This window comes from Streptomyces sp. NPDC096193 (genome assembly GCF_040302905.1).
In the GTDB taxonomy this organism is placed as follows: domain Bacteria; phylum Actinomycetota; class Actinomycetes; order Streptomycetales; family Streptomycetaceae; genus Streptomyces.
On sequence record NZ_JBEOSJ010000056.1, the window covers coordinates 1 to 11614 of the forward strand.

13 protein-coding genes and 2 pseudogenes are annotated in these 11614 nt (G+C 66.7%); 6 read left to right on the plus strand and 9 right to left on the minus strand.

Annotated elements, in window-relative coordinates; translation table 11 throughout:
* Positions 1-365 precede the first annotated feature (365 nt).
* Complete coding sequence (locus ABTX78_RS35800) at positions 366-779, minus strand: hypothetical protein (protein ID WP_352210933.1); 414 nt, start codon at positions 777-779, stop codon at positions 366-368.
* 232 nt (positions 780-1011) lie between these two features.
* Here ABTX78_RS35800 and ABTX78_RS35805 point away from each other — a divergent pair, with 232 nt between their 5' ends.
* The 3 genes and pseudogenes from ABTX78_RS35805 to ABTX78_RS35815 all read left to right on the plus strand — a co-directional run.
* Complete coding sequence (locus ABTX78_RS35805; protein WP_352210934.1) at positions 1012-1215, plus strand: hypothetical protein; 204 nt, start codon at positions 1012-1014, stop codon at positions 1213-1215.
* A gap of 4 nt (positions 1216-1219) precedes the next feature.
* Positions 1220-1381 (plus strand): helicase associated domain-containing protein, encoded by a 162-nt coding sequence (locus ABTX78_RS35810; protein WP_352210935.1) that lies wholly within the window; start codon positions 1220-1222, stop codon positions 1379-1381.
* Between the two features lie 162 nt (positions 1382-1543).
* Positions 1544-1873: pseudogene (locus tag ABTX78_RS35815) on the plus strand (transposase family protein); the annotation flags it as partial.
* Positions 1874-2033: 160 nt separating this feature from the next.
* Here the strand turns inward: ABTX78_RS35815 and ABTX78_RS35820 are convergent.
* Complete coding sequence (locus ABTX78_RS35820; protein ID WP_352210936.1) at positions 2034-3377, minus strand: erythromycin esterase family protein; 1344 nt, start codon at positions 3375-3377, stop codon at positions 2034-2036.
* 123 nt (positions 3378-3500) lie between these two features.
* Between ABTX78_RS35820 and ABTX78_RS35825 the strand changes: the two genes are divergently transcribed.
* Positions 3501-4091 (plus strand): TetR/AcrR family transcriptional regulator, encoded by a 591-nt coding sequence (locus ABTX78_RS35825; RefSeq protein WP_352210937.1) that lies wholly within the window; start codon positions 3501-3503, stop codon positions 4089-4091.
* A 168-nt stretch (positions 4092-4259) separates the two neighbouring features.
* On the opposite strand, the gene ABTX78_RS35830 is transcribed toward ABTX78_RS35825, so the two are convergent.
* Together ABTX78_RS35830 and ABTX78_RS35835 are read right to left on the minus strand one after the other, a co-directional pair.
* Complete coding sequence (locus ABTX78_RS35830) at positions 4260-4409, minus strand: hypothetical protein (protein WP_352210938.1); 150 nt, start codon at positions 4407-4409, stop codon at positions 4260-4262.
* Between the two features lie 382 nt (positions 4410-4791).
* Positions 4792-5412, minus strand: coding sequence for a hypothetical protein (locus tag ABTX78_RS35835; protein WP_352210939.1), 621 nt, complete (start codon positions 5410-5412; stop codon positions 4792-4794).
* Between the two features lie 646 nt (positions 5413-6058).
* On the opposite strand from ABTX78_RS35835, the gene ABTX78_RS35840 reads away from it, so the two are divergent.
* Positions 6059-6928, plus strand: coding sequence for an IS5 family transposase (locus tag ABTX78_RS35840; RefSeq protein WP_352210940.1), 870 nt, complete (start codon positions 6059-6061; stop codon positions 6926-6928).
* A 103-nt stretch (positions 6929-7031) separates the two neighbouring features.
* On the opposite strand, the gene ABTX78_RS35845 is transcribed toward ABTX78_RS35840, so the two are convergent.
* The 5 genes from ABTX78_RS35845 to ABTX78_RS35865 form a co-directional block, all read right to left on the minus strand.
* Complete coding sequence (locus ABTX78_RS35845) at positions 7032-7592, minus strand: M23 family metallopeptidase (RefSeq protein WP_352210941.1); 561 nt, start codon at positions 7590-7592, stop codon at positions 7032-7034.
* Positions 7593-7816: 224 nt separating this feature from the next.
* Positions 7817-8683 carry a hypothetical protein gene (locus ABTX78_RS35850; protein WP_352210942.1) on the minus strand — a complete coding sequence of 289 codons (867 nt, stop codon included), beginning with the start codon at positions 8681-8683 and terminating at the stop codon, positions 7817-7819.
* Positions 8680-9594, minus strand: coding sequence for an ABC transporter ATP-binding protein (locus ABTX78_RS35855; RefSeq protein ID WP_352210943.1), 915 nt, complete (start codon positions 9592-9594; stop codon positions 8680-8682). The genes ABTX78_RS35850 and ABTX78_RS35855 overlap by 4 nt, the downstream gene beginning before the upstream one ends.
* A gap of 231 nt (positions 9595-9825) precedes the next feature.
* The gene (locus tag ABTX78_RS35860; RefSeq protein WP_352210944.1) at positions 9826-10101 is read right to left on the minus strand and encodes a hypothetical protein; all 276 of its coding nucleotides are present in this window, start codon (positions 10099-10101) and stop codon (positions 9826-9828) included.
* 120 nt (positions 10102-10221) lie between these two features.
* Entirely contained in the window at positions 10222-10524 is a 303-nt protein-coding gene (locus ABTX78_RS35865) for a hypothetical protein (RefSeq protein ID WP_352210945.1), read from the minus strand.
* A gap of 577 nt (positions 10525-11101) precedes the next feature.
* Between ABTX78_RS35865 and ABTX78_RS35870 the strand changes: the two are divergent.
* Positions 11102-11353 (plus strand): annotated as a pseudogene (locus tag ABTX78_RS35870) (hypothetical protein); the annotation flags it as partial.
* Positions 11354-11614 lie beyond the last annotated feature (261 nt).

Here is an 11614-nt window from a genome sequence, read left to right on the forward strand (position 1 = left end):
GGGTACCACATCGCTGCGCGATGTGCAAGCGAACAACCGTGCTTCGCACGGTTGTTGCGCTCCCGCTCCGCGGGAGCGCTGGCGGGACGCTGCGCGTCCCGTTCACTCTCCTTGCTTCGCAAGGAGAGTGACGCTTCGTCCGCTGCGCTCCCGAAGCCGTGGTGACTGCGCCCACCACGTGGGGTCTTTCGCTTCGCTCCAGACCCCGAGCGGGTTCGCTTCGCTCCCCCGCTTCGGCCCTTTGGCTCCGCCTCCAGGGCCGTTGAGCCCGCTGACGCGGGCAGCTGGCTGTGAGGAGGGGGCTGCTGGTCGGGGTTCGGAAGACGGGTGCATCAAATTGAGGTGCCCCGGCTCTCAGGTCGGTGTCAGGCCTGCGGATCGCTGTGCTCGCCAGGGAACGCCGCGTACAGGGCTTCGGCATGCACCGCATCCCACTGGCTGATCCGCAGGCGCTCGACCCCACCACCGTGCCGGCGTAGCTCGATCTCCTGCCCCTTGTCGAACTCCACCCGCACCCGCGGATTCCTGCACACCGCCACGGCCTCGTCGCGCATCATCTCGAACCAGACACCGCGTATGGCGTACTGGAGGTCATTGCCCCGGTGGCGTAGTACTCGCACCCGACGGTCGGTCAACAGAAGCGAAGCACGCCGCGGGAGCAGGCCCCACAGTGTGCGCCCGTACGTCACCGCGCAACCGGCCGTCATCCGCTCACCCTCAGGAACCCACCGGGACAAGCGCTCACGATCCATCGACCACTTCGCCGCTTCCACCGCCATCCCCTCTCGTCTTACAGGAGCGTCACTGTCAGATGCTCATCTACCCGGAAGCAGAACAAGAACCGGCCTTCGGCCGACTCGTTCTGATGCAGCATGTATCATTGGCGGAAACATGGGACATACCCCAACCGCCTGAAAAGCCTCCCTTAATTTCGATATGAACGGCCGAAAATGCGGTCACCACGAATCTACCGGACCGGATCCCGCGCTGCGCAGTGATTCTCTGCGCCGGGTGACGCAGTACCAGACGGCGGGCGTGAATGCCCGGTTGGAGGTGTTCGCGCTCTTGGAGGCGCAGGACGTGCCCGCGAGCGAGGCGGACGACCTGGTGGCCGCGCTGGAGGCCGGGGCGGTCGCCGGGGCGCAGTGCCAGGTGGTGGAGCTGGACGGCATGGCGCCGGCCTCGGGGCGCGGTGTTCTCGGACGGCTGGGATGACGGCGTGACGGCCGTGAGCGAGGCCCTGGTGGGCACGGTCGACGGCCAGAAGGAGCCGGTGGCCGTGAAGCTGGGCGTGTGGGTCTCCAACACCAAGACCCGGCGGGACAAGCTCACCCAGGAGCAGTTGGAGGCGCTGCGGGAGCTGGGCATGAAGTGGGCGTGACGTCATCCGTCGACGGGCGGCGAACCAGCCGGACACCCCGAGACCCCGGGCTGTCATGACCGCGCCCGGGGTCTCGTGCTGTCTGCAGGTTCAGGCCGTGAGTTTCTTGAAGACCGTCTCAAAGCGGTCGAGAGTGTCGTCGTCGACCTGCGCGAAGAAGGGGCGTCCACCGCCCTGCCCGGGTCCGTCCACGACCTGACCGCCGCGCGGGCCCACGGGATCATCGACGCGCTCGCCGCAGCCGAGCTGAAGTGCTGGGCGGACAAGGCGTACCAGGGAGCCGGCCACCCCGTCCGTGTTCCGTTCCGAGGTCGCCGGCTCAAGAGGTGGAAGCGCCGGCACAACAGCAGTCACGCCAAGATCCGCTGTTTGGTCGAGCAGGCCATGGCGGTCCTGAAGAGCTGGTGGCTTCTTCGGAAGCTCCGCTGCAGCACCAACCGCATCACCGCGATCGTTCAGGCCGTGCTTGTCCTCCATCACGCGTCAGCGTGAGGTTGGAAAAGGCTCCTCGTGATTGATCTTGCTCGCGCAAAGGACCGTTTATGAGAGGCGTGCTCTGCCGGAGCGCGCCTCCTTTCCGTCTGGCCAGGGGCGGGTTGGTGGTCAATCGTCGCTGACCTCTTTCGGAGCCCGGCTCCCCCTGCCTATTGAGTCACCGGAGGATGTGGGCGGCTTCGACCTGGTGGAGGTGGATGAGGATGTCGTACGAGCGGCCGAGGGCGGTTGCCGGGTCATCGGTCGACCAGTACAGGCCGTAGGAGCGGGTGGGGCGGGCTGCGGCGAGCCAGGTGCGGGCTGCCGGGGGCGCAGTGCGCAGGTCGATGCTGAAGTCGCGGTGGCGGAGCTTGTCGAGGGTGTGCTCGTTGTGGCCCTTCGGGGCCGGTGTGATGGTGTACTCCTGGGGCTGCTTTGCGGTGAAGTCGGGCAGGGCGTTGACGGTGCCCTGGTTGAAGGTCAGGCCGATGTTGACGTAGTCCGGGCCGAGTTGGGTGCGCAGGAAGGCGCCGGTGGGCTCCGGGAACTCGTCCGGGTTGTCGCTGGTGTAGGCGACGTGGCCGTTGTTGGAGGCGAGCAGGATGCGGCCGCCCTCGTGCCGCAGCCACCAGGCGGTGTTGGTGGCCATGGCCCGGTCGCGGTAGCGCATGCGCTCGGGGAACTGCTCGTCGGGGAAGGCATAGCCGGTGAAGCTCTGGGTGATGGCGGCGGCGTTATGCAGGGCCCGGGCGTGCGCCCGCTCGGCGTCGCAGCCGGCCGTGCGGGGGCGTCCGTGGTCACGGAGCAGTGCCAGGGCGGCCTCCGTCCGGTCGGCCTCGGCCCGGCGTGCCGGCACTTCCTTGGCCAGTTGGCCGACCATCCACGCTCCCGCCTGTGTCCCGGCGGCCGGCTTCAGTCCCGCGTAGAGGTCTCCGATGCGCCCGGCCAGGTCGGGGCGGTGCGCGGCGAGGTAGTCGGTGACGTGGTCGAAGGCGTCGGGTCCGGCGTAGCCGAGGTCGTTGCCCACGAACCGCAGCTGCGGCCGGTCGGGGTGGGTGATGTTGTATCGGCGCATCCACTGGATCAGGTCGAGGTACTCCTGGGTGTTCCAGAAGACGTACTGGCCCTGGAACTCGTCCCGCATGATCTGGGCGGGATCGCCGATGCCGCGGGTGACGTAGGCATCCAGGCGCAGGCCGGTGCTCCAACTCGCCTCCAAGGCGAAGGTGGTGAAGCCCTTGGTGGCGACGAGATGGCGGAAGAGCCGCTGCTTGAGCGTGAAGAACTCGTGGGCGCTGTGGCTGGCCTCGCCCAGGCCCACGACGCGGGCGTCGCCGACCATACGGCCGAGCCCGTTCAGGTCGCCCAGGGGCCGGGCGCTGCGGTTCAGGGCGTCGACCGGCTCGGCCGTCGAGGGGGTCGAGGCTGCGGTGGTGCCGGCACTCAGGGTCCCCTCAGCGAGGACGGCGGCGGTGGCCAGGCTGAGCAGACGGCGGCGGCTGACGGGGCGGGCGTGGCTCATGACATCTCCCTCGATTGGTGGGTGCGGCACGACAGTACTCCAAAATTTAGGCGCTTGCACAAGACGAACGTCTCAGGCTTACGCCTCATGCATTCGCACAATGCATCGGGTAGCGTTGTCGGCATGGGAAATCGCGAGGATCTACTGGCGGGGGCCAGGCGCTGTCTGGAGGAGAAGGGCTGGGCCCGGACCACGGTGCGCGACATCGTGACGTCGGCCGGCGGCGTGAGCATGGCGGCCATCGGCTACCACTTCGGCTCCCGTGAGGCGCTCTTGAACGCCGCGCTCATCGAGGCGATCGACGAGTGGGGCACACGGATCGGCCGCACACTGGCTTCCTTCGGCGAAGCCGGAAGCAGCCCGGCCGTGCGCTACGAGGCGATGTGGGCGGAGATCATCAAGTCCTTCCAGGATGACCGGACGCTGTGGCTGGCCACGGTCGAAGCCCTGCTCCAGGCGGAACACTCCGACGATCTGCGCCGCTACCTGGCCGGAAGTCAGGCCCTGGGCCGCCAGGGTCTGGCCGCGCTGCTGCTCGGCACACCCGAGGACGAGGTCGGCGGCACCGCCGCCCGCACCCTGGGCGCCGCACAGATGGCCCTGTTCACCGGTCTGATGACGCAGTGGCTCACCGACCCCGACCAGGCTCCCGACGCCTCTGAAATCGTCGCAGGTCTACGCGCCCTTACCCGCATCGTCGACGCACACGAGTAGCCAAGGCATCAACAAAGGCCACCCGTTCGCCGGACAACGACGGGCAGCCTGCTGCATCACGCTGTGCAGCCGCTTCTCTGCGGTGCCTCGCCGAGGGCGCCGCCGGTTCAGGACCCTCCCGTCCAGAAGCCTGTACGTCGTCCTTGCCCTCACGACGCCGCTTCATAGTCAGCTGCCGACCGCCCAACCTGTGCATCGGGCGCAGTGCGGGGCTCGGGAAAACCGGTTCGCACCCGACTTGTTCCGCAGCCGCTCCTGGTCGTCTTCCAGCAGCGTCCAGACCTCGATCAGGTCCTCCGGCTCCCACTCCTGCCGCACCTCGCGCTCCCTCCGGTCGTCACGACCGGACCAACCTCGCCGAGCACGGCCCCCGGCGAGCCCAGAAGATCAAAAACGCTGACAACCACATCCCAGATCCGCTACAGAGAGCTACTTGTCACTTCGCCGTAGCTTCGGGAGAACAGGGCCGGGACGACAGTGCAGGCGTACCAGGACGACACAGCCACAGTGGCCGTGTGGTGCTCGGGGCTCTTCGGGGTGATGGGCCAGGCGTCGAAAGCCCCTGTGAAAACCTCTTGGTTCACCATGACGATCACGCTTACGTGGTCCGCAGACGGCTGGAAGCTCTCCGAGTTCACGCAGAAGGACGGGCCGGAACCGTCGCGGGGGCAGTTCGGGCAGGCGCCTCCGCTGTAGGGGGTCAGCTGTGGCGCCGGCGGCGCTTCTCTGCTCGTGCCCTGGCTACGGCAGCGGCGTAAATCGCGTCGTTCGTGGTCCCTGGCGGCAGCGGCATCCGGCGCTCCTCGGGCGACTGTCCTTCGCGGTAGCTCTCCAGCTCCCAGCGCCCCAGGTTCCAGCGCTCGGCCTTCTCTCGGCGTTCAGCCTCGGCGCGGGCGAACGCTGCATCACGGCGGCTGGCCTCGTCACGGCGGGGTCGTTCCTCGAGCATCCGCGAACTGGCCTCTCCCCTGAGGATCCGTGCTCGACGGGCAACTGCGGTCTCGATGTCGTCCCATGCGCTGACGTGCTGGGCCTGCGCTACCTGGCGCCGGCGGGCATCGAGCCTGCCGAATCCGGCGGCGTCGCGGTCGCGGATGAGGCGCCAGAGACGCCACCCGGCCAGGCGTCCCAGGTCGTCAGCACGGAAAGTCTCGTGGCCCCACTGGTCGTAGCGGACCAGGTTCTGCGTCAGTAGCTCGACCAGCTCCGACTCGGTCGAGCGGCGCAGGGCAATCGTGATGGTGTGATGCAGGTCAGACCATGGATCGCCCGTGTGCTCTCCGACGACCAGACCGGCAGAACTCCGGAAGCCCGCTGGCACACCGCTGGGTGCCAGCGGTGTGCCAGCTGTGCTGCGCCCTCCCGCTGCGCGCGGAGGCCCCTCCGACGCGCTCCACCCTGGCGCCGCAGGCCGGTCCGTTCCCCGACACCGCACGCCCTCCGTCTCCCCCACCTTGATTGTCGGAGAAGGGCTGTAGAGGGGAAGTCTGAGCTGGAGAAGGTCCCCGACCATGGCGGGGAGTGCCCTCTGACCTCACATAATGCAACTGCGGGAGGTGAGCATTGCCGCAGGTCAGCGCAACGCCAACCGCAACTCCATGCGCAACCCCAATAGCAACCTCAAGCGCAACGGCATGCGCATCCCAGCAAGCCGGGCATGCGCCTGCTTGTGCGAGTACTTACTGATCGTTTCAGAATGAGATCTTGGTCTGGCGTCTCAACTGAGATGGGTACTCAGAGGTCGTTTTCATCTTGAGTGCGGTCCTCTGGGATAGTTTGCCCTGCCTGTCGATGTGCTGCGGGTGAGGCTGTGGTGGCGGCTCTGCGTGGTGAGACTGGCGGTGTGACGGATGGGGCGGAGGTCTGCTTGCGCCTGTCTCATTCCAGGACGCCCGAGTCTGGGCCGTGCTTCGACGGGACAGGTTGCACGCCTGGGCGCACGCCCCGGACCGCGGTATGCCCAGGCCATGACGGAACGTCGTGCCTATCCAAGTGATCTGTCCGATGCACGCTGGGAGTTGATCGAGCCGGTGCTGTCCGCCTGGCGCTTCGAACGCCGCGGTCGGGCTCTGGACTTCGGCCGGCCTCCACGGCATGACCTGCGCGAGATCATGAACGCGATCCTGTACGTGGACCGCACCGGCTGCCAGTGGGCCTATCTCCCACACGACTTCCCGCCGCACCAGAGCGTCTACGGCTACTTCGCCAGGTGGCAAAAGGATGGTGTATTCGCCCAGCTCAACGGTCTGCTGAGAGAGCTGGTGCGCCAACAGGAAGGGAAGAGCCCCGAGCCCTCGGCCTGCGTAATCGACGCGCAGAGCGTCAAGACCTCGACCTCCGTCCCAGCAAAGAGCCAGGGCATCGACGCGGGCAAGAAGATCGTCGGCCGTAAACGCAGCATCATCACCGACACCCTCGGCCTGCTGCTGGCAGTGCTGGTCACCGCCGCCGGCGTCCAGGACTCCACCGCCGGGCAAACCCTCCTGGACCAGGCCGCCGCTGACCATCCCGGCCTGCGCAAGGTGTGGGTCGACGGCGGCTACCGCAAGCACTTCGTCGAGCACGCCGCCACTCTCGGCATCGACCTCGAAATCGTCCAACGCAAGCCCGGCGCCAAAGGGTTCACCCCCCTCCCGAAACGCTGGGCAGTCGAGCGTACCTACGGCTGGCTCATGCTTCACCACCGCCTGGCCCGCGACTACGAAACCCACCCCCACCGCTCCGAAGCCATGATCCACCTAGCCATGACCGACCTCATGACCCGCCGACTCACCGGCGAAAACACCATCTCCTGGCGCAACCCAACCCCGGCCCATCAAAGCCGCATTCAGGGATAAAACAACAGGATGAAACGACCTCTAATAGCAGGCTGGCGCACAGGTCACAGGACTTGACGTTACGGTGCTGGGAGGCGGACCCCAGGAACGCAGGGCACCCTCTCTAGCGCGGGCAGCTGTACGTAAGGCGGGGGTTGATTCGTTCCCCGCCTTGCCGCACTTCGAGGTGCAATCGGGCGCGGCCGTCCCCGGTGCCGGTTGCCCCCATCTCACCGATCCTGGTTGCGCTGTTGACAGAAGCGCCAACGCCAACGGAAGCCCTTCTCAGGTGCGCGTAGGTGGTCTTCATGGAGTTGGGATGGGTGACCACGATGTACTGGCCCAGGGCTCCAGAGCTGCCTGTGGATGTGACTGTTCCGGCGAGTCCTGCCTTGATCGGGCTCCCCGCGGTGTTGGCGATGTCGAGCCCGTGGTGGAAGCCGGCGGGGCTGGGGCCGAACTCGTGGGTTGCCCGGCCGGACACTGGGCAGGGAGCGGCTGCCATCTCCGAAGCCTGGGCAGGCGCTCCTCCCGCCAGAACGAGTCCGGCTAGGGCTGATGCCATGATGATTTGACGAACGGTTGCGCTAGGAATGGGCATGATGTCTCCATTTGCGGGTGGGCCGTTGAGCGTCGGCTCTGCCGGGTTCCGGCACAGGTCAGGGCGAACTGCTGGACGGCGCATTGCATAGTGCAGATCGTGGGCGGTGCGGCGGTTTCGCCACGACGCCGTCTGGCAACAGCAGTGCCTGACTCGGCGGACTGGGCGGACGCGATGGACACACCCGAGCCAGGGCGCGATGAACGTCTGTGGTTCGGCGCGTGTCGGGCGTCTGCGCTCCTGCCCCGACGCAGCAGCGGCTACGAAGTGATCAGTTGAAGCGTGTCCCAAGGGTCGTGCTTGGGCGGTCAGGTTGCCTTGAAGTCCCGTCGGCAGTACGACCACAGTCCTGCCGCAGTGATGACGGAGGTCCACAGCACGAACACCGTTGTCGCGATCGGCGTGGACAGATCGGAGCCGACAAGCGCTTGGGCGAATGACTGGTCTTCACCGGAGTAGGCGGTGACATCGGTGAGCATGGCCCGGCCCGCAGCGAACGGCAGCCAGTCACTCGCACCGTTCAAACCCGGCAGGTATCCAAGCAGGGCGCCTGCCATGCGTTCGCCGAGCAGCGGCCACAGGACCAGGAGCAGGACAGCGAGGATACGGCTGCGCAGCAGGGCTACGGCGGCCAGGCACAGAAGTGCCCAGCAGCCCATCCACCCGGCAAAGCGTGCGGATGGAGCGAGAATCTCTCCCCAGGCCGGCTGTCGGTGGCCCATCGCGCTCAGCATCACGGCGCACGAGAGTGCGCCGACCAGTGCGCTGATGGCGGCCACGCCGGCTCCCACCAGGAAGCCGACGGCGCATTTTGCTCCGTAGGCGGTGGTGCGTCCGTTGACTGCGAGCCAGGTCGTCCGGGCGGCGCCGGCTATCAGGTCGGTGGAGACCGGGCCGGTCCCGAGGACCAGGACGAAGAAGCACAGTGCGGGGATCTGTGTCGCGAGCGGGGTCCAGGCGACCGCGTCCGCCACTACCGCTGAGCTGACCGTCTGTTGCTTGTCGGCGTCCAGGAGCACGGTGATGCCGGTCAGCAGGCTCAATGCTGCGACCACTGCGAGGAGGATCCAGGTCGAGCGCAATGCGGTCAGGTGCCGCCATTCGTAGCGGCAGGCCCGGCCGAATGCGTCGAGGGGTGTGACGGCTCGTGGGGCCGTCATCGCGGTAGATGTCATGAGATCTTGAACTCCTCTTCCGCGATGCTCAGGTAGAAGTCCTCCAACGAGGGTGTGTCCTCACGCATCCCGTACAGAGGCACGCCGGCCTTGAGTGCGAGGGTGCCGATCTGTACGCGGTCCAGGCCGGTGACAAGGGCTTCATCTTTGGTGGCGGGCGTGAGGTGCCCGCCATGTTCAGCGATGATGCCTGCCAGGGTCGGCAGGTCGGGTGCCTCCAGCCGCACCGTGCGAATTCCGGCGGCCCGTTCCAGCAGTTCCGTCATGGGTGCCGCTGCGACGACGCGACCGCGGGTGAGCACGATGACGCGGTCGGCGAGCTGCTCCATCTCACCCAGGAGATGGCTCGACACCAGGACTGCTCGGCCTTGGTCGGCCTGGGTGCGCAGGAAGTCCCGCAGCCAGCGTATGGAGTGGGGGTCCAGTCCGTTCGCGGGCTCGTCCAGGATGAGCACGGGCGGGTCGCCCAGCAGCGCCTGGGCGATGCCGACGCGCTGCGCCATGCCGAGTGACAGTTCGGACAGTCGCAGCCGGGCTGCCTCGCCCAGTCCCACGGTGTTCAGGACTTCATCGACCCGTGTGTCCGATACGGCTGAGCCGGCCGCCACCATGCGCAGATGGGCGTGCACGCGGTGCTGGGGATGGCCTGCTATGCCGCCCAGGACCGCGCCGACGACTGTTCCTGGAGCTCGCCAACTGTGCAGCGGCCGGCCGAGGAAGCGGGTCCGGCCCTCACCTCGCAGCAGGCCCAGCAGCAGCCGGATGCTTGTCGTCTTGCCGGCGCCGTTCGCTCCGACGAAGCCCGTCACCTCGCCGGCGCGCAACTCGAGGCAGACGCTGTCCAGGACGCGTTTGGCGGCGAAGGAGTAGGTCAGATCCCGGGCTTCGACGAGTACATCGCCCTTGTTCACAAGTGGGTACCGTTCAACTGTGGGCACATCGCCGTCTTGCTGGGCGGCCCTATCGGTGAGCTTTCGTTCGACGTACTCGGATAGCTGTGATTCATGTAGGCTTCTCTTGCGTTATCGCAAGGGGGAGGAAGTCTCGGTCACCTGAACAGGCGTGGAAACCGAAGGTGCCTCACGGACTTCTTCCCCCGATTACCTTCTCTTGCCCTTCGGCGCCAGAAGCGCAGGCCTTTTCTATTCTCCCACGAGGGAAATCAACTGCCAGGCCAGCACTGCGTGAACCACTGCGCACATCCCCCATGCAGCATTTCCCCGTGTTCCCTTTCGCAGCACGGTCGTCCACCCGGCGGCGATGAGCAGCGCAGACACCGACCAGAGGATCCAGGACAGGACGAGCCACGGCGTGGTCGGCTCGGTGAGAAGCCTGACAAGCGCCAGTGGAGCCAGCACCGCCAGCGGCAGGGCCCACGTGCCTTCGGTCGCGGTGCGGGTAGTTGTGGTGTCAGTCATTCGAAAACGCTCCGTGTCGCATGTCTTCAGGGCAGTGAGTGCTGGCTGGGGCCGTCCGGACGACCCCAGCCAGCACCACTCAGACCGGGAGCCGCGTGTGCTGCGGCCCCCGAGCCGTCATCAGTGGAGGGCGTTGTAGATGTCCAGGATGGTCAGGCCGGGGGTGATGGCCCGCAGCGGGGCCTTCTGCCACCACGACAGGCCGTCGTACCACTTCTTGAAGGTGCTGTACTTGCCGGCGATGGCCTTGGCGAAGCCACCCACCTTGCTGAAGGCGGCCCTGATCGCGCTCCACTTGCTCGCGGCCGCGAACTCGCCACTGGCGATCTTGTTCATCTCGGTCCGCTCGGCGGCCGACAGGTTGACTGCCAGCGGGCTCGAGAGCAGGGTGCGCGCAGCCTGCTGGGCCTCGGTCTGCTGCACGGCCGAAACCGTGTGAGATGCAGCGGCGGGCGCCTGCGAGGCCTGCGCCAGACCCGCGGTTCCACCGAGAGCGATAGCGGCGACGGCCGAAACGGCCGCCATGCGCAGAGTATTGCGGTTCACTGAAATATCCCTTGCGTCGTCGCAAGGGGAAGGAAGCCCAAATGGGCCACCTGGACAGGCGTGGAAACCGACAGGTCCCCCCGGACTTCATTCCCCCGATTACCGAGTCGCACCCTCTGGTCAAGGAGAATCCGACCACGCTCAGCCCTGCGCGTTCCAGGCGCTGAACACACGTGCACTTTACCTGCGAATCGATCACTTGGCTACCGCCGAGTCGGCCCAGGGCAGGCAGAGTTGACGCCATCACTGCATTGACCTGCAGACCTTCCTCTTGGCTAGCGCTATACCCACAAGTCCTCCTGAGCGTCTCATTCACCATCGCGACGACGGAAAAGCATCACGAGTCGCTGCAAAACAGAAGGACCGTCAAATTGACCGCAGCTACGACCTATTGAGGCAACTCGGACGTGAAGCGGGCGCCAGAGCTCCGGCAGCAAGGCCCGCCCTCCCGCACCTCACCAGCCGGCAGCACACAGTGCACGTCCGACGCGACGAAGAAGGCCGCATCACCAACGCCTGGCAGCCAGGGCAGGACCGGCGGCGAGAGCGAGGACCAGGAGCACGACGACACGCAGGCCGCCACCGAACCGGCGCTGCTGCACTTCTCCAGCCCGCGCGACGCGCGACCATCGCGGAGCTCCTGCGCACCCGGGTCTACCGGCCCGCGTCCCTGGTGTGGCTGGAGGGCCACCAAGCCCTCATCCGCTTGGCTCTATTCACCAGTAGTGCCGTCGGTTGTTCACGGCTTTGGGAGGCACCCAGATCCACGGTCGGGTGATGTTCACGAGTTTTTGACAGCACTGGGGTACTTGCCAGAGCAGCATCGGGGTGCCATTGGTGAAGGTCCTGGTCAGGCCGATGAGAACCCGGGCAGGGCCCGGAATACCCAGCGTCTAGGGTCGGCTTGTGCAGCATTTCGAGATCGTGACAGCCGTCGCCGCACCCCCGGACCAGGTGTTCGCGGTAT